The following is a 17,840-nucleotide window of genomic DNA, read 5'->3' as shown; positions in this document are numbered from 1 at the left end:
GCTTCCTCCCAGAAGCTTCATGTGGAATGTTTCGTATAGACAGCAAAAAAGCATTCCAAATGAGTTTTTCCTCATCAAGAATGCTTTTTGCATTCAGGGCTGATTGAAATGCCGAATTGTCCGGGTTGACAAACATTCCCATATTCACCTATCCCTTCTGAAATCACATAATTTTATTTTATCATTTAGGAAATCAAATAGCAGGCACGCGAAAAAGGAGCGGGCAAAAAACAGCGACCACACAGTTTTTCTCCCCTGTATGGCCGCTGACCTTATCTGCACAGAAAAGTCACAGATTCTTCTGCTTCTTCCCATGCCGTTTTTATTTATTTCATAACAATATTCACAATCCGTCCCGGAACGTAAATTTCTTTTACGATATTTCCTGTCAGCTTGTCCTTGATAGCCTCCTTACCAGCGGCGATGGCATCTTCTTTGGAGATGTCTGCCGGTACGGTAATGGTCGCGCGGACTCTGCCGTTGATCTGAACGGCTACCTCTTTCTCGTCATCCTTCATCTTCTCCGCATCACACTCCGGCCAGGAAGCGTGGAAGACACTGTCGGTTCCGCCGAGCTCCTGCCACAGCTCCTCGCCCAGATGCGGTGCGAACGGTGCCAGAAGGATGGTAAAGGTCTTGAGGGTTTCTTTGTCGATGCCGCCCTCTTTCTTTGCCAGATCGATGAGCTTGTTGTTGTACTCCATGAAACCGGAGATAACGGTATTCAGGCTGAACTGCTCGAAACGCTGCTCAATGTCGAATACCAGTTTGTGGCGCAGTTTAACCATTTCCTTAGTTTCTTTGATATCTTTGTCCTTGCTGGTCATAACCAGGTTGTAGAAACGGTTCAGGAAACGGGATACGCCCTCGATACCGCGGTCATCCCACTCTGCATCCAGTTCCGGCGGTCCTACGAAAAGCTCATAGAGACGCAGGGAATCGCAGCCGTAGTCGCGTACCAGATCGTCCGGGGATACGACATTTCCTTTCGACTTACTCATTTTGATACCATTCTTACCAGTGATCATACCCTGGTTGAACAGCTTCTTGAACGGCTCGTCGAAGTCAATAACACCGATATCGCACAGGAACTTGGTGTAGAAACGGGAATACAGCAGATGCAGTACTGCATGTTCAACACCGCCGATGTACATATCAACCGGCAGATATTTGTCTGCTTTCTCACGGGATACCAGTTCTTTATCGTTCTTGTTATCTACATAGCGCAGGAAGTACCAGGAAGATCCCGCCCACTGCGGCATGGTGTTTGTCTCACGTTTTGCCGGAGCGCCGCAGCACGGGCAGGTGGTGTTGACCCACTCGTCGATGGCTGCCAGCGGGGATTCGCCGGTACCAGTCGGCTGATAGCTTTCTACCTCCGGAAGTTTTAACGGAAGCTGATCCTCCGGAACCGGTACATTGCCGCACTTCGGGCAGTGTACGATCGGGATCGGCTCGCCCCAGTAACGCTGACGGGAGAATACCCAGTCACGCAGCTTATAATTGACTCTCTTGTGACCGATACCTCTCTTCTCAATCATTTCCGGCGCTTCTTTTTTCAGTACGGAAGATTCCATACCATTCCACTCGCCAGAGTTGATCATCGTGCCGGATGCCTCGGTATACGCCTCAGTCATGTTCTCGATCTCTTTGCCATCTTTTGCGATAACCTGGATGATCGGGATATTAAATTTCTTTGCAAACTCGAAGTCACGGTCATCGTGTGCCGGTACGCACATGATAGCGCCTGTACCGTAGTCAGCTAATACATAATCAGACAGCCAGATCGGAACCTTCGCACCGTTGATCGGGTTGATTGCATAAGTTCCGGTAAATACGCCGGTCTTTTCCTTATCCTGCAGACGGTCTACGTTGGAACGCATGGAGGAATCGAAAATGTATTTCTCAACTGCCTCGCGGGTCTCATCGGTTGCCAGGCTCTTTGCCATCGCGTGCTCCGGAGCCAGTACCATGAAAGTTGCACCGTACAGGGTGTCCGGGCGGGTGGTGTAAACGGTGATCTTCTCATCGCGTCCCTCTACGCCGAAATCAACCTCTGCACCGTAAGATTTACCGATCCAGTCAGTCTGCATCTTTTTAACCTTCTCCGGCCAGTCCAGTTTGTCCAGATCATTTAAGAGGCGGTCTGCGTACGCGGTAATCTTGAGCATCCACTGACGCAGGTTTTTCTTGGTAACCGGGGTACCGCAGCGCTCACAGCAGCCGTTGACAACTTCCTCGTTTGCCAGACCTGTCTTACAGGACGGGCACCAGTTGATCGGGAATTCTTTCTCGTATGCCAGGCCTTTTTTGAACATCTGGACGAAGATCCACTGGGTCCATTTGTAGAATGCCGGATCTGTGGTATTTACTTCCATATCCCAGTCATAGATGGCTGCGATCTCGTTGATCTGACGTTTAATATTTTTAATGTTGGACTCGGTCGAGATAGCCGGGTGTACGCCCATCTTGATCGCGTAGTTCTCTGCCGGCAGACCAAATGCGTCCCAGCCCATCGGATGGATCACGTATTTGCCGCGCAGCAGCTGATAACGGCTCCATACATCTGAAATAACGTAGCCTCTCCAGTGACCAACGTGCAGACCACTTCCGGACGGATATGGGAACATATCCAGGCAGTAATATTTTTCTTTCTTTCCATCGTTTACATTGATGGGATGTTTTTCCCAGTTCTCGCGCCATTTTTTCTCAATGGCGGTATGATTGTACTGTGACATCTTTGTTCCTCCTGTTTTCTGCTTAACCCACGCTGATTTTTTGCTATTTCCTGTCAAAATCCGGCTCCAGTCTCTAAAATGATGATTCATTATTGCAATCGACTGATCCGTTGGCAGTTGCATAACATCCAACCCTTGCGGACATTCTTTCAATCCGGTAACGTCAAAAACGCCCTGCGTCTCTACATTACCTGTATAGAGACGCAGGGCGAAAATTCCAACTGCGCGGTACCACTCTATTTCACACGGAATCCGTGTGCTCCTCATCGTCCTGTAACGGCGGATGACCGGCTCTGTCTACTCGGGTATTCAAAAACACTTCTTTCAACAGGCTGCTCCCGGACCAGTTCGGCGGCTTCCTTCCGCTGCCTCACACCATCCGGCAGCTCTCTGTAGAAATTTCGCGGCTTACTACTTCCGTTCATTGCATTTGTGCTATCTGGTAGAATAGCATAAATGGGAAGAAATGTCAAGTAACGTGACCTTCTCAAACTTGCACGTGACAGATTCGACGTTCTTTCAATACATGACATTTTCGACAATCTTTCAATCACCGTCAAACCTACACCTGAATCCGCTCTGCCACTTCATCGCCCAGTGCCAGCCGAACCTTTCCATTTCCGATGATCAGACCATCCAGCACACGTCCAAGGACCCGGATACGGCTTCCTTCTTTGATTCCATAGCGCTCCAAAAAGTTCATCACATCCGCATTTCCAAACATCCACTTGATTTCACAGGACTCTCCCGCCTGCACCTTTGCCAACGACTGCATACAACGACCTCCTGACTGATATTCCGCTTTCTGTAACTGTTCAGTACCTTCACAGTCACGCGCAAAAATCCATTAAAAATTGCCTACGGCAATGGGATTTTTGTCTGCTGGTCCATGTTTTCGTACGGTCAGCGCAGTAAATGCGCAGACCTACTGAACAGTTACTGCTTTCTTTACTATTATTATATGCAGTCAGACTATTGTTAGTCAATAGTAATAATTGTTAGTTAATTCTAACAGTATTTAGCCGTTACCGTGAACCATCTCCACACTTCTCCGTCCATCTCCCGGCGGATTCTGCCGCGCAGGCGGAGGTAGTCCAGATGCGCCATGCACTCGCCCACCGCAAACCACTTCTGGGACGGTGGAAATTCTTCCCAGCTGGCGGCACGGATCTTCCAGCGCATCTTTCCAGCCGTCTCATATGCCGTCATACCCGGATGTTCGGCAAGCAGCGCCTCCGTCTCCGCCAGACGCCGCTCATGGTGTGCCAGCAGCGCCTCGATGCGCGCTGCATAATCGCCCGTCTTCCGGTGTCCCGGCAAGGCAAGGCGGACCGGATATTTTCTGGCGAGGCGCAGGCTATCGAGATAATCACCTAATGAATCCTCCGATTCCAGCCAGGAAGTAATATTCGGCGATATATCAAACAGGATATGATCGCCCGTGAACATGATGCCCTGTTTCTTTGCCCAGAACATCGCATTGCCCGGCGTATGCCCCGGCACGGAGATCATTTCCAGCGTGTAATCTCCTACCGTGTATTTCCAGCCTGCCTCAATCGGAACAAAACGGTCATCAACCTGATCCAGCTTATAGCGGACTGCCGGATTGAGCGCCTGCGTTTTCTTCATTTCATCCTCCGGAAATCCCCCGGCACGGAATTGCTCCGCCAGCCGAAGCGGACGCTCTGGTGTAAAACCGTCCTTTAAGATTGCCAGATCGGTTCCGCTGATATAGATGTGGCTGTCCGTCCCTGCCGCCTCCCTGGCAAGTCCTGTGTGATCCGAGTGCAGGTGTGTCAGAAGAATATCCAGCCGCTCCGGACTGCTGCCAAGTGCCCGAAGCCCGGCAAACAGCGCCTCCCGGCATTCCTCGCGCCGAAATCCGGTGTCAATCAGAAGGTCGCGCCCGTTTTCTTTCCCCTTGATCAGGTAACTGTTGAGTTCCCGCAAAGGATTCTGCGGCAATTCCACACCGATCCGCCAGATTCCATCTGCCACCTGTTCTACAAGGGCTTCCCCCTTCTCTATGTTCTTTGTGATTTCTTCTCTTTTATTTTCTTTAAGCATATTTTTCCTTATTGAATCTATTGAATCTTCTCAGCCTTCTGCTTTCTCTTCTCTATGATCCATCGTCCGGAACAGATGTGTGCAAATCAAAATCGCCACCACAATCGACAGATAATCCGCCGCCGGCTGTGCATAGATAACTCCATCCAGGCCAAACATCGCATTCAGCACGAAAATCAGCGGAATAAAAATCAGTCCCTGGCGGCAGATCGTAAGAATCAGCGACGGAAGCGCTTTTCCCATTCCCTGGATCGTATTGATGCAGAGGAATAAGATACCAAGGAGTGGCGCAGAAAGCTGCAGGGCAACCACCATCTGAATACCATACTGGACAACTTCCGCATCATTAATAAACATCTGAATCATTGTCTTTCTTGCGACAATCATAATCAATGTCAGAATCGTTCCCATAATAACCGATACAAGTCCTGTAAATTTGAATACCGACATCAGGCGTTTCTTGTTGCGCGCTCCATAATTATAACCGACCAGCGGCTGGATTCCCACGCAGAGACCAATCTGCAGCAGGACAACAAGCATATTGGATTTCATCGCAACCCCCATCGCCGCTACCGGTGTGTCACCGTAGCCGACCAGCGCCTGGTTCAGGATAATATTGGCAAAGCTCATCAGGATGTTATTTAAGGAAGCCGGAATACCGATCCCTGCCACGCCGGAAGCGATTCCATCTCCCATCTTAAAATCACGAAAATGAATCGACAGTGTCGATTTTCCCCGTAGATAATAAGCAATATAGTAAAGACAGGCCGCAATATTGCCGATGATCGTCGCAAGCGCTGCACCGGTCACTCCCCAGCCAAGCACCAGGATCATGATCGGATCCAAAATAATATTTACTACGGTACCTATCAGGTTTCCGACCATCGATTCTCTCGATGCGCCTTCTCCCCGCAGAATATTCGCAAATGCAGTTGAAAACATAATAAACGGCGCGCGATTGCAATAATCGCCAGGTACTGTCTCGCAAAACCGATCGTATTTACACTGGCACCGATGAGATGCAGAATGGTTTCCATTCCAAGTACAGACAGGATAGCCACTATGACGCCCAGCCCCAGGGATCCATAGCAGCAGAATGAACTGATATGACATGCCCGATCTTTATGGCGTTCTCCCAGTGCTCTCGATATCGCTGAGCTGCCGCCGATACCGAACAGATGGCCTAATGCCATAAAAATCATAAAGACCGGCGTTGCCAGCGAAACTGCCGCCACCTGCAGCGGATCCTTCGTCTGACCGATGAAAAATGTATCCGCCATGTTATAGATAACAACCACCAGCATGGAAATCATGGTCGGAACCGCCATGGTTGCGACCGCCTTCGGTACGGGTGTTTTTTCAAATAAATCCGTATTTGTTTTCATTTGTCGTAACTCCTCTCTTTCTATATTTGTTGTATTCTTTACAGTCACATTCTCGCGCCGAGCGCGGTCGCTTGCGACATGTTTCTGCTTCGCGCAAGTGCACATCATTGGCACGTTAGTGCCTTTTTGTGTAATAGGGGATTCCAAGGAATTTCCTATTACATAAAAATACAGGCACTTCTGCCTGCTGTGTAAAAGACCAACTCTTAATTATAAACACTTAATTTTATCATAAACACCTATTTTGTCAACTATTTCCGTATTAAACTTATCTTAAAACCCAGCTTAAAAATTGTCTTTTGGAATTGTCTTTGGAAGTTGCAAAAAAGCGCTTTCTGGGATATGATGGAAACTAGAAAATTATGAATTTCATACCGATGGAGGATTTTTACTATGTCTAACAATTACGCAGGCAAATTTGTAAGTGCTGAGACCGCCGTCAAGGCCGTTCAACCGGGCGACTGGGTGGATTATGGATTTGGCGCTGGATTTCCGGAGCTTCTCGACCGTGCGCTGGCAGCACGCAGGGATGAGCTGACCGATGTCAAGATCCGCGGTGGTTTAGTCATCCGCCCGCGCATCGAGGTTGTCGAAAGCGACCCGGATCAGAAAGCATTCAGCTACTACAGCTGGCACATCGGCGATTATGAGCGCAAGCTGCAGACCCGTGGGCTCTGCAAGTTTATGCCGATGATGCTGCGTTCCCTGCCGGAAATGTACCGCCACCACATTCGCGTGGATGTTGCCTTTGTACCGGTTTCCAGACCGGATGCGGACGGCTGCTGCGGACTGGGTATTTCCAACTATGCATGGCGCACCATCTTTGAGAATGCGCGCACCGTCATCTTCGAGATCAATGAGCGCCTCCCGCGCTTACAGGGCGTCGATGGTTCCCACCGTGTCCACCTCTCAGAGGCAGATTTCATCGTCGAGGGCGAGCATGAGCCGCTTCCGATCCGCACCTACCGCGATCCGAGCGCCATTGATATTGAGATTGCCAAACGTGTCGTTGAGGAGATCCCGGACGGCGCTGTCCTTTCCCTGGGCGTCGGCGGCGTTCCGTTTACCGTTGCCAATATGCTGGCACAGTCCGACAAAACCGACCTCGGCTGCCACACCGGCACCATCAGCGATGCTTTTTTAGCCCTCCATAAGGCTGGCAAGCTGACCAACAAGAAGAAGGAAATTGACAACGGTTATTCTACCTGGAACCTTGCCATGGCTCTCAGGAATTATATGACTGGCTGGATAATGAGCCGCAGCTCTTCCATCCGGCTGACGTCGATTACGTCCACTCCCCGTACCGCATCGGTGAGATGAAAAATGTCATCAGTATCAACGGTGGTGTCGAGCTGGATCTGATGGGACAGGAAAATGCCGAGTCTGCCGGCACCCGACAGCTCTCCGGTATCGGCGGACAGATGGATTTCCTGGAGGGCGCATTCCGCTCCGAGGGAGGCAAGGGCTTTATCTGCCTTGCTTCCACCCACAAGAAAAAAGATGGCTCCTTAAAATCCAACATCGTACCGTTCATTCCGGGCGGCAGCACCGTATCTGCACCGCGTACCATGATTCAGTACGTGGCGACCGAATACGGTATCGCAAAACTGACCGGGCTTACCTTAAAAGAACGAGCGGATGCCATGATCGCCATCGCACACCCGGATTTCCGTGATGAGCTGCGCCGGTATGCGGAGGAGAATTTTAAATAAAAATTGGAAAGATACATCGGAACCGAAACATCAACATTCCATGTTATCTTTGATTATTTGAAAACCAGAATTTTCAACATAGAAAAGCCGTAACCTTATACTTTCGCTCATGAGTTTAATCCCATGGGCGAGTATATCTGATTACGGCTTTTTATTTTTTATGCCTCTTTCTTCGCCCCTATAACAACCATAACCACCATAAACCGGCAGACCAGAATAATCATAGACGCAAAGAGCTGCCACAGCGCGATATGCAGAATCAGGCTGACTGCGTACCCACACAGTGCTGCTCCCATTACCATAGCATATCCACAGCACAGTTCGGAGTGATAGGAATGTCTGGGCGAACCTGCGGTGTAGCTTTCCATCAGTCCATAGAGCACCACATATTCCAGCATACACGGAATCAGCGACCAGATGGTTCCGTCCGGCCGCCTCCAGAACATGGACAGGAAGCTAGAAAAAGCAGTCACCAGCACAAGCGCCGCCCCTGCTGCCCGGTACACTCTCATCTCTTTTACATCCATCTGGAAAAATCCCGCCTGCCGCTCTTTCTGGAGAATCCCGATATATAAAATCAGAAACCCGATGCAGGGCGGCAGCAGCATCACATGGAACAGATTAATATGAATCGAAGCAAGAATCAGACCGGCTAAAATCTTATGATCTCCCGTTTTCACTTAAATGCCTCCTCTTTCAGCAGATATTTCCACACATCAATAAAGCGAAGCTCCCTTCTCTTCCTGTATTCATTTTCAAATGAAAGAACCTGCTCCCCGCCATCTTTGCCGATATATGAAAGCACTGCAACTCCTGAATGAAATACCTGCGGCGACTGGTCTTCCTCTTTGCCAATCCAATGGCTCTGGAACGTCAGCACATCACCCGTTTTTACTGTCATCCGTTTCGGCTCTTCCCCTTCTTTTTGGGCTGGGATGGGCTCTCCATTTAAGGTCATCGAAAAATTTTCCATCTCCCCGGCTGACGCAATGCAGCCTTTTACTTCGATGGTTCCATCTTTCTGAACGGTGTAAACCTGTGTGGCCGTTCCATCTGAATTGGCGCTGGAACTTGGATTTTCCAGGGCGCTCCCGCCCTCCGGATTTGCAATCAGTACCAGATTACCAATTTTTACGTCCGCTGTGTTTCCATCTGAATAGAGCACCTGCGCCCGCGTCAGGATTCTCCACTGACGGATCCCGTTATGCTGCGGATCTTCAATCGAAAGCGTAGCATCCAGGCGATGAAGCGCATACTGTCCCGCTGACTGGACTGTCTCCCGCATTTCCTGCATTTGAAGTTCAGGCAACTCTGAAAAACGAATTTCTCTCACACAGATCTCATCCGTCACATCCGTCAGATAGGCAAAATTTACCTGTGTATACCATACATCCGAAGTTTCATCTGTCTCATCCACACTTTCTTCCCCTAGTGCATATAAGGACACTGTATTCTCCAATTCCATATTCGCATTCAGGTCTTTCACACCTTTGTCTAAAACTCCAACTTTCACATCGGAATCGGTACTTTCTTCTTCAAGCGCCTCACTTGACACAGATGGAACGATTCCATCCTCCGAAGTTTCTACTCCGTCCAGCCCACAGCCCAGATAGGCCGACTGGCTGTAGTGCAGAAACAGCGGTTCTTTCAGCCGGAACGTATACTGGGCGATCAGACCCGCCAGCAGACAAATAAGCGCCAGCACCAGCCAGATACGCACGATCATCCGCTCCGGATGTTTCCGAACTGTTTTTGCCTGTTCTTTTACTTCCATGAGTTCCCCGCTTTTCTCATTTTTCTCTATCATAAAAAGGCCACCCACCTGTCTGTATAAGTTGTTCTCTTTGCAACATTATACCTTTTTACAGGTGGGTAGTCTTTTCTATTTTCTTACAATTTATAGCCTTCTTTTTGAAAATTGCAAAAGAACGCAATTCGTAGCAATTTGGCATCCGCATTCACTGCCTTAACTTCTCGCCTGTCCCATCGATAACATTCGCAGCGCTTTGTTCAATTCAAGCACAGCCTATAACCATATCGATCCGAAAGACCTTACAGAAAGAGAAAGCCGCCGCTGACAGCCTTGATGAATCGGTATCGATCCACTCAGCCGCCTGCGGCGGTTTTCTGCTTATTTATATAAGAATATCATATTTCTGACCGAAACGGTAAGCGCTTCATCTGCCATTATTCAGCTTCTGCTGCTCTCGCCTCCACTTCTCTCTTCTGTACATCGCCCGGAGCCTGCTCGTAGCGGCTGAACTCATAGGAGAATTCACCGATACCGCCGGTCATGGAACGAAGGTCGGTATTATAACCAAACAGCTCGGACATCGGGATATCTGCCTCGATGATCTGTTTGCCGTGATGGTTGGAGTTCATACCGAGAACACGACCTCTTCTGCGGTTCAGATCGCCCATAACGTCGCCGGTGAATTTATCCGGAACGGTTACTTTCAGAGATGCGATCGGCTCAAGGAGAACTGGATTCGCTTCCATGAACGCTTTCTTGAATGCCAGCGTCGCTGCCATCTTGAATGCCATCTCGGAGGAATCAACCGGATGATAGGAACCATCTAACAGGGTTGCTTTCACACCGACAACCGGATATCCAGCCAACGGACCCTTCTGTACGCATTCCTGAACACCTTTCTCAACTGCCGGGAAGTAGTTCTTTGGAACGGCACCGCCAAATACCTTTTCTTCGATACATACGGTGTCTCCAGATCGCCGGACGGCTCGAAGGACATCTTAACATCGCCGTACTGTCCATGTCCACCAGACTGTTTCTTATATTTGCCCTGTGCTTCTACTTTCTTGCGAAGTGTCTCGCGGAATGCAAATTTCGGTTTGCTGAGCACAATGTCTACTTTATATCTTGCCTGCAACTTGCTGACAACAACTTCGAGCTGCTGCTCGCCGATGCCGTAAAGTAAGGTCTGACGGTTCTCGGTATCGCTGACGCTTCTGAGTGTCAGATCTTCGTCCATCATCTTCGCCAGTGCACTGGAGATCTTGTCCTCATCGCCTTTGGTCTTAGCTGCGTATGCCATGTAGGTATACGGGGTAGAAATCTTCGGTTTGTGGTATACAATCGGAGCCGTGCGGACTGCGATGGTATCGCCGGTCTGAGTAACGTTTAATTTGGCAACCGCGCCGATATCGCCCGCCTTTAATTCCGGAACCTCGATGACATCCTTGCCGCGGAGAACATATACTTTCTGAACTTTCTCTTCAGCATCTTTGTTTACATTGTAGATAACGGTATCTGGTTTTAAGGTACCGGTACAAATCTTCATCAGGGAGTATTTGCCGATGAACGGGTCAACCACAGTCTTGAAAACACGTGCCGATAGGGATACATCGTCATTATATTTAGCGGTAAAGCGCTCTGCGGTCGATACATCGACACCGACACACTCGAACTTGTCCGGTGACGGGAAGTATTTATCGATCGCCTGCAACAAATATGCGAAGCCCTGTGCATTGACACCGGAACCCATCATAACCGGAACGATGTTGCCCTCACTTACGTGCTCACGCAGCGCCTGTGCGATCTCTTCCTGTGTAAATTCTTCACCGGAGAAATAGCGCTCCATATATTCTTCACTCGTCTCTGCCACTGCCTCGATCAGCGCATCACGGATGATGCCGAGGTTCTTCTTGGTGTACTCCGGAATCTCGCATTTCTCATATTCGCTTAAATGGGTGAAACGGCGGCCTTCCATCTTTACCGCATTGACAAAGCCGACAAATTTTTCATTTTCACGGATCGGCACCTGGAACGGCGCGATCTTACGGCCAAACTGTTTCTCCAGTTTTAAGATCAGCTCACGGAAGCTTGCCTGATCGTCATCCATGTTGGTAACGAAGAACAGGCGCGGCAGGTTGTACTCTTCACAGAGTTCCCATGCCTTCTCGGTTCCGACTTCGATGCCAGCCTTGCAGTTTACAACGATGATTGCTGCATCTGCTACACTGATAGCTTCCTCTACTTCTCCCACAAAATCAAAATAGCCAGGGGTATCTAACAGGTTAATCTTGATCGGTCCATCTTCTCCCTGATACTCCAACGGAATCAGCGTGGTGGAGATAGAGAACTGTCTCTTGATTTCTTCTTTATCATAATCGCTGATGGTGGTTCCTTCCGGAACTTTTCCCATTCTCTTGGTAGTACCTGTTACCAGTGCCAGCGCCTCTGCTACCGTTGTCTTGCCGGCACCGCCGTGCCCCAGTAACACTACATTGCGGATTTGTTTTGTCCCATACACGTTCATAGTTAAGTCCTCCCGTCTATTTATTTTGATGTTTTTTTCTTGTATTTTAACCTCTGTTCATATTGTACAAGAAAATAGAGAAAATTTCAAGCAAAACAACACCTTTATACAAAATTTATTCGTTTTATTTTGAAAAGCATTGAAAATGCGACAATTTCCCTGTTCAAAGGCGGTGAAATCAATCGCATTTTCGCAAATTTAGTAATAAACAGATGTAAAAAAAATTCTTTTTCACTTCAACGCGTAAAATCGTTGACAAGTGACTTGTTCTATTCTACAATAATTTCTAGTTTCATTTTTTACTATACTACCTATGAAAGAGAGCGTAATTGCTATGAATACACCGATTAATCATCTTACCGCCGGTTTCATCGGACTCGGTCTGATCGGCGGCTCTATCGCCAGAGGTTTGAAACGCAGCGCCCCGGATATTCAGATCATGGCTTATATGCGGACTCGCGAAAAATTGGAACAGGCACATGCAGACGGCATTGTTGACCTGATTCTGGACGGCGTGGACGAGCATTTAAGCAAGTGCGACATCATTTTCCTGTGCACACCGGTTGAATTTAATGAATCCTATCTGCGCCAGATCCGGCCGTTCTTAAAGGAAGGCGCGGTTGTGACTGACGTCGGAAGCACCAAGACCAGCATTCATGAGACCGTTGCCGCGCTTGGCATGGAAAGCTGCTTCGTCGGCGGACACCCGATGGCTGGCTCGGAAAAGACCGGCTACGAGAGTTCAACCGACCATTTGCTGGAAAATGCATACTATATCATTACCCCGACACCGCACACCCCAGCTTCCCACACTGACCGTATGGTGAATGTGGCAAAGGCGATCGGTGCGCTGCCCCTGGTGCTGGATTACCATCGTCATGATTTCATTGTCGCGGCGATCAGCCATCTGCCGCACCTCATCGCCTCCAGCCTGGTCAACCTGGTACACGACTGCGACAGCGAGGATCAGATGATGAAACGGCTGGCTGCCGGAGGTTTCAAGGATATCACCCGTATTGCCTCCTCTTCTCCGGTCATGTGGGAACAGATCTGCATGACGAACACAGGCAATATCACTGAGGTGCTGGATCGCTACATTGATTCCCTGACGACATTGCGGGAAGAACTGTCCGACCACCAGTCTAGAGCCATCTACCAGCTGTTTGAGTCCTCCCGCGACTACCGGAATTCGTTTGCAGAAACTCCAAAAGGATCGATACAGCCGGAATACGCCTTCTCCGCCGACGTGGTGGACGAGCCAGGTGCTATCTCCATCATTTCCTCGATCCTCTCCGGTAAAGGAATCAGTATCAAAAATATCGGCATCAGCCACAACCGTGAGCATGGCGAGGGCGCGCTGCGGATCAGCTTCTACGACAAGGCTTCGATGGAAGCGGCGTGGGCGCGTTTGAAGAAATACAATTACACGCTGTTCGCGTAGACTGCAATGTATGTTTCAAACTTAACTTTCAACATTAATGTTTAGGCAGGTACAACTATGAACTCAATGAAATTTACCCATACATCTTCTCTCCGGGGCGAACTGACCGTTCCGGGAGACAAGTCCATCTCCCACCGCAGCGTCATGTTCGGCGCTCTTGCGGACGGACTGACCGAAATCCACGGCTTCCTGCAGGGCGCAGACTGTCTCTCCACGATCTCCTGTTTTTCCAAAATGGGAATCTCGATCGAAAATCAGGCGAGACCGTTCTCGTCCACGGACGTGGACTGCACGGGCTGACTGCCCCAGACTCCGTTTTAGACTGCGGCAACAGCGGCACCACAACGCGCCTGATCTCCGGCATTCTCTCGGCCCAGAAATTTGACACAACACTGACCGGCGACGCTTCCATCCAGAAACGTCCGATGAAGCGCATCATCGATCCTCTCTCTCAGATGGGCGCAAAGATCGAGAGTGTCAATGGAAATGGCTGCGCGCCGCTCCATATCACCGGCTCACCGCTGCACGGCATCCATTATAATTCTCCGGTTGCCTCCGCCCAGGTCAAATCCTCGATTCTGCTGGCAGGTCTGTATGCCGACGGAGAAACCCGCGTGACCGAACCGTACATCTCCCGCGATCACAGTGAACGGATGCTGTCCGCATTCGGCGCAGACATCCACACAGAAGGAACCACCGCGATTTTACAGCCGGCAAACAGCTCTATGGACAGAAAATTCAGGTTCCGGGCGATATCTCCTCCGCTGCCTTTTTTATCGCAGCCGGACTCATCGTACCGGATTCAGAAATCTTAATTAAAAATGTCGGTATCAACCCGACCCGCGACGGCATCCTGCGCGTCTGCAAGGCGATGAACGCGGACGTCGAACTTCTCAATGTAAACACCGCCTCCGGCGAACCGACCGCCGACCTGCTCGTCCGCTCCGGTAAGCTGACTGGAACCGCGATCGAGGGTGCGATCATCCCGACTCTCATCGACGAGCTTCCGGTGATCGCTGCGATGGCGTGCTATGCCGAGGGAACCACCGTCATACGCGATGCCGCGGAACTGAAGGTAAAAGAGTCAAACCGCATTGCTGTCATGGTAGAGAATTTAACTGCTATGGGCGCGGATGTGACCGAGACCGAGGATGGCATGATCATCCACGGCGGCAAGCCGCTGCACGGTGCTGTGATCGACAGCAAGAAGGATCACCGCATCGCCATGACCTTCGCCGTTGCCGCACTCGGCGCTTCCGGCGAGACCGAAATTCTGGATGCAGACTGCGTGAACATCTCCTATCCGGGATTCTATGGGGATCTGGAACGGCTGTGTAAATAAAATGTGACTATGCATATTTGAGACAAAAAGGGCAGGAAAAGCTTCAAATCGCTTTCCTGCCCTTTTCTTTTGTCCTACTGCCCATATTTCGCAAAATACCGATCCAGCACCTGTCTTGCGATCGGCGCAGCGACCGCACCGCCGGAACCAGACTCTTCTGCCAGCACGCAGATCGCCACCTTCGGCTTGTCTGCCGGAGCGAAACCGACAAACCAGGAATGTGTCTCCTTACCTGTCTCAAACTCGGCGGAACCGGTTTTTCCGGCCACCGTATAGGATGCCCCCCGCATCGCGGAACCCGTACCAATCTCGACCACCTGGCTCATGAGATGCGTCAGAAATTGTGCGTCATTCGCAGACATCAGGGTTCCATAGGCGGACGGAAGGAACTTCTTGACCGTCTGACCACCCACATTTTCAACATGATCGATCATATATGGCTTCATCAGCGTGCCGCCGTTGGCGATCGCCGATACGATCATCAGGTTATGCATCGGCGTAATCTGGGTTTTCCCCTGTCCGATCGCGGTCTGAAGCTTTTCCCAGTCATCCGAACTGCCGTCGAGCGAAAATGTGCTCTGGTTGTACGGAAGTGTGTACGGAAGCTCCGAATTAAAGAGCATCTGATTTGCCAGCGCCCGGAATTTTTCTGAATTAATCTGCATTCCAATCTCCGCAAACGCACCGTTGCAGGAATTGGCAAATGCCTGAATCAGGTTCTGCGCCCCGTGTGCCGTCCCGTGGTAACATTTAATCGTATAATCGCCATTCTGGTAAGAGCCATTACAATTATACACATAGTCCTGCCAGGTATTCGGGTTCTCTTTCATATATTCCAGCACCGTCAGCATCTTGAACGTCGATCCCGGCGGATATAAGCCCTGCGTCGCGCGGTTGACTAACTGCGCCTTCGTATTGTCCGGCGATATCAACTCTGCCCAGCGCTCATCGACGAGATTCGCATTGAAATTCGGCTGGGAAACCATCGTTAAAATCTTTCCCGTATCCGGTTCCATAACGATCACCGCGCCCCGGTGTTTTCCGATCGCGTCGGATGCCGTCTGCTGCAGATCCACATCGAGCGTCGTAATCACATTGTCGCCCAGATTTTTCTTCCCCTGAAATTCATTGATCGTTTTCTCAATCAGATTCACATGGGAGGAAAGCAGGTAGAAATTCGCCAGCGACTCCAGACCTGTTTTTCCATTTTTGCCGGAATATCCGACCGAATGGACAAACAGATAATCATACGGATAATAGCGTTTCTCGCTTCCGTCACTTGCAACGTTCGTCTGCGCCAGCACCGTTTTATCATTGCTCATAATCGAACCGCGGGTCACCCGGTCTGAGAGGAGATCGAGTCTCGCATTATAAGAGCTGCCGATCACATTTTCACTCTTAAACTGGATAAACCAGCCAAAATAAACGGCCATCGCGATAAAGAGCGCCGCAATCCCATAGGTCAGCCACAGAATATGACGGTTTGAACGCGCTCTCGCATTTTCAGTTCTTTCCATTTCATCCTTCTGCCTCATCAAACTGCTGCTCCTCCTCTTCTTCCTCATTCCGTTTCAGGACATATAGTCCCTGTATCACGCCAAACAGGATAAATGTGCTGAGAATTGAACTGCCTCCGTAACTGACAAGCGGCAGCGTCACGCCGGTGGACGGGATAAACTTGGTCACGCCGCCGATCGTCAGGAACACCTGCACCACGTACTCAATTCCCAGACCAAACGCGATCAGCTTGTAAAATAATGCCTGCATCCGGGTCGCAATCAGCATGAACTGCATGAAGCAGCCCAGACAGATCAGGAGAATACAGAGCGCATAGATGCCGCCCAGCTCCTCCGAGATCGCCGCAAAAATGAAGTCCTTCTCGACAACCGGTATCTTCTTCGGCATCCCCTGGTAAAGTCCCATGCCAAACCAGCCGCCTGTGCCGATCGCAAAGAGCGCCTGCGTAACCTGATATCCTTTTCCTGCAATGTCACTCCACGGATCCTGCCATGCTTCCACTCGGACACGCACATGCGAAAACAGCTTATACGCCAGCATCGCAGCCGCACAGCCGCTTCCAAGACCGCCTGACAGATACAGCCAGTTGGAGGTTGCAATAAACAGCATCAGGACATAGGCGAGGAAAAAAATCAGCGCACTTCCCAGATCCTTGGATAACACCAGAATCAACACGTGCGCCGCCGCCACGCCGGTCGTGATCGCCACATTTTTAAACTCCGTTGAGCGGTAAAACATCGTCGCCACGAAGAATACAAAGCTGATCTTAACAAACTCGGACGGCTGGAACGAAAATCCGCCGATACTGATCGAAAGCTGCGCGCCGAAGCTGGTATTGCCGATCACACAGACAACCAGCAGCAGCGCCAGACCTATCAGGCCGTACATCCACGGTATCTTAGCGAGCTGCCAGGTTCTATCTATCACATATGGTATAATCATTGTGATAACCGCTGCAACTGCCATGATGATAAACTGGCGGACCGCCTTGTCCATCGAGATGCGCGTCAGCATGATAAAACTGGTGCACAGAAGCATACACGTGTTGTTCAGCAACAGTCTCGACGCATTCCGGTAAAACAGCCGGTATAAGAGCTGGTACAGGACAAAAAAGACAAGCTGCGCGCCGAAAAACAGCACAACTGCCTCATCCTCGGTTTGTAGATAAATGATCGTACCCGACAGAAGAAATATCAAAAACAGCGGTACATTCTGCAGACGACAGAGCCGGAGTTTCGACTCGTCATCCGGCAGTGAAAAAAAGCGGAAATTATAATATGTATAAATCAGTATCAGCAATATCATCAGATACCTGGACATCGTTGTCACAAGATTTATCATGGTGATCCTCCTTTTCATG

12 protein-coding genes, 2 pseudogenes and 1 other annotated feature are annotated in these 17,840 nt (G+C 49.9%); of the genes and pseudogenes, 4 read left to right on the top strand and 10 right to left on the bottom strand.

Annotation, left to right across the window (positions count from 1 at the left end; translation table 11 throughout):
• Window positions 1–326: 326 nt before the first annotated feature.
• The 5 genes from leuS to DWX91_RS17575 form a co-directional block, all read right to left on the bottom strand.
• Window positions 327–2,738, bottom strand: coding sequence for a leucine--tRNA ligase (gene leuS, locus DWX91_RS12975; RefSeq protein ID WP_022360162.1), 2,412 nt, complete (start codon window positions 2,736–2,738; stop codon window positions 327–329).
• 195 nt (window positions 2,739–2,933) lie between these two features.
• Window positions 2,934–3,172 (bottom strand) — a binding site (T-box leader).
• A gap of 128 nt (window positions 3,173–3,300) precedes the next feature.
• Entirely contained in the window at window positions 3,301–3,513 is a 213-nt protein-coding gene (locus DWX91_RS12970; RefSeq protein WP_022360163.1) for a FeoA family protein, read from the bottom strand.
• A gap of 233 nt (window positions 3,514–3,746) precedes the next feature.
• Window positions 3,747–4,805, bottom strand: coding sequence for an MBL fold metallo-hydrolase (locus DWX91_RS12965; RefSeq protein WP_118472426.1), 1,059 nt, complete (start codon window positions 4,803–4,805; stop codon window positions 3,747–3,749).
• Between the two features lie 30 nt (window positions 4,806–4,835).
• Window positions 4,836–5,747, bottom strand: a complete 912-nt coding sequence (locus DWX91_RS12960; protein ID WP_243099059.1) for an MATE family efflux transporter — start codon at window positions 5,745–5,747, stop codon at window positions 4,836–4,838.
• Entirely contained in the window at window positions 5,675–6,190 is a 516-nt protein-coding gene (locus DWX91_RS17575) for an MATE family efflux transporter (RefSeq protein ID WP_243015210.1), read from the bottom strand. The genes DWX91_RS12960 and DWX91_RS17575 overlap by 73 nt, the downstream gene beginning before the upstream one ends.
• 393 nt (window positions 6,191–6,583) lie before the next feature.
• Between DWX91_RS17575 and DWX91_RS12955 the strand changes: the two genes are divergently transcribed.
• On the top strand, window positions 6,584–7,510 hold the full coding sequence (locus tag DWX91_RS12955; RefSeq protein WP_243099058.1) for a hypothetical protein: 927 nt from the start codon (window positions 6,584–6,586) through the stop codon (window positions 7,508–7,510).
• Window positions 7,396–7,902: an acetyl-CoA hydrolase/transferase C-terminal domain-containing protein gene (locus DWX91_RS17570; RefSeq protein WP_412693910.1), complete on the top strand. Its 507-nt coding sequence runs from the start codon at window positions 7,396–7,398 to the stop codon at window positions 7,900–7,902. The genes DWX91_RS12955 and DWX91_RS17570 overlap by 115 nt, the downstream gene beginning before the upstream one ends.
• Window positions 7,903–8,060: 158 nt before the next feature.
• On the opposite strand, the gene DWX91_RS12950 is transcribed toward DWX91_RS17570, so the two are convergent.
• The 3 genes and pseudogenes from DWX91_RS12950 to DWX91_RS12940 all read right to left on the bottom strand — a co-directional run bounded on the left by DWX91_RS12950 (window position 8,061) and on the right by DWX91_RS12940 (window position 12,179).
• A complete protein-coding gene (locus tag DWX91_RS12950) occupies window positions 8,061–8,582 on the bottom strand; it encodes a hypothetical protein (protein ID WP_107001643.1) in 522 nt (173 codons plus the stop codon).
• Window positions 8,579–9,709: a hypothetical protein gene (locus DWX91_RS12945; protein ID WP_118539131.1), complete on the bottom strand. Its 1,131-nt coding sequence runs from the start codon at window positions 9,707–9,709 to the stop codon at window positions 8,579–8,581. Before DWX91_RS12945 ends, DWX91_RS12950 begins: the two co-directional genes overlap by 4 nt.
• Window positions 9,710–10,089: 380 nt before the next feature.
• Window positions 10,090–12,179 (bottom strand): annotated as a pseudogene (locus DWX91_RS12940) (elongation factor G).
• 334 nt (window positions 12,180–12,513) lie between these two features.
• Between DWX91_RS12940 and DWX91_RS12935 the strand changes: the two are divergent.
• Together DWX91_RS12935 and aroA are read left to right on the top strand one after the other, a co-directional pair.
• The gene (locus DWX91_RS12935; protein WP_118539129.1) at window positions 12,514–13,620 is read left to right on the top strand and encodes a prephenate dehydrogenase; all 1,107 of its coding nucleotides are present in this window, start codon (window positions 12,514–12,516) and stop codon (window positions 13,618–13,620) included.
• A 66-nt stretch (window positions 13,621–13,686) separates the two neighbouring features.
• Window positions 13,687–14,962: pseudogene (gene aroA / locus DWX91_RS12930) on the top strand (3-phosphoshikimate 1-carboxyvinyltransferase).
• A gap of 74 nt (window positions 14,963–15,036) precedes the next feature.
• On the opposite strand, the gene DWX91_RS12925 reads toward aroA, so the two are convergent.
• Both DWX91_RS12925 and DWX91_RS12920 read right to left on the bottom strand, forming a co-directional pair.
• The gene (locus DWX91_RS12925) at window positions 15,037–16,497 is read right to left on the bottom strand and encodes a peptidoglycan D,D-transpeptidase FtsI family protein (protein WP_118539127.1); all 1,461 of its coding nucleotides are present in this window, start codon (window positions 16,495–16,497) and stop codon (window positions 15,037–15,039) included.
• On the bottom strand, window positions 16,481–17,821 hold the full coding sequence (locus DWX91_RS12920) for an FtsW/RodA/SpoVE family cell cycle protein (RefSeq protein WP_118539125.1): 1,341 nt from the start codon (window positions 17,819–17,821) through the stop codon (window positions 16,481–16,483). Before DWX91_RS12920 ends, DWX91_RS12925 begins: the two co-directional genes overlap by 17 nt.
• Between the last annotated feature and the right edge of the window lie 19 nt (window positions 17,822–17,840).

The sequence above is a fragment of the Clostridium sp. AF22-10 genome, assembly GCF_003478725.1.
Taxonomy (GTDB): domain Bacteria; phylum Bacillota; class Clostridia; order Lachnospirales; family Lachnospiraceae; genus Otoolea; species Otoolea fessa.
The sequence above is the reverse complement of the archived record's forward strand: the minus strand, read 5'-3'. Positions and strand labels throughout refer to the sequence as shown.

Excerpts from the sequence above, each read along its gene's own strand:
- leuS (WP_022360162.1), bottom strand. The coding sequence starts at position 2,738 with ATGTCACAGTACAATCATACCGCCATTGAGAAAAAATGGCGCGAGAAC.
- DWX91_RS12970 (WP_022360163.1), bottom strand. The coding sequence starts at position 3,513 with ATGCAGTCGTTGGCAAAGGTGCAGGCGGGAGAGTCCTGTGAAATCAAG.
- DWX91_RS12965 (WP_118472426.1), bottom strand. The coding sequence starts at position 4,805 with ATGCTTAAAGAAAATAAAAGAGAAGAAATCACAAAGAACATAGAGAAG.
- DWX91_RS12960 (WP_243099059.1), bottom strand. The coding sequence starts at position 5,747 with ATGTTTTCAACTGCATTTGCGAATATTCTGCGGGGAGAAGGCGCATCG.
- DWX91_RS17575 (WP_243015210.1), bottom strand. The coding sequence starts at position 6,190 with ATGAAAACAAATACGGATTTATTTGAAAAAACACCCGTACCGAAGGCG.
- DWX91_RS12955 (WP_243099058.1), top strand. The coding sequence starts at position 6,584 with ATGTCTAACAATTACGCAGGCAAATTTGTAAGTGCTGAGACCGCCGTC.
- DWX91_RS12945 (WP_118539131.1), bottom strand. The coding sequence starts at position 9,709 with ATGATAGAGAAAAATGAGAAAAGCGGGGAACTCATGGAAGTAAAAGAA.
- DWX91_RS12935 (WP_118539129.1), top strand. The coding sequence starts at position 12,514 with ATGAATACACCGATTAATCATCTTACCGCCGGTTTCATCGGACTCGGT.
- DWX91_RS12925 (WP_118539127.1), bottom strand. The coding sequence starts at position 16,497 with ATGAGGCAGAAGGATGAAATGGAAAGAACTGAAAATGCGAGAGCGCGT.
- DWX91_RS12920 (WP_118539125.1), bottom strand. The coding sequence starts at position 17,821 with ATGATAAATCTTGTGACAACGATGTCCAGGTATCTGATGATATTGCTG.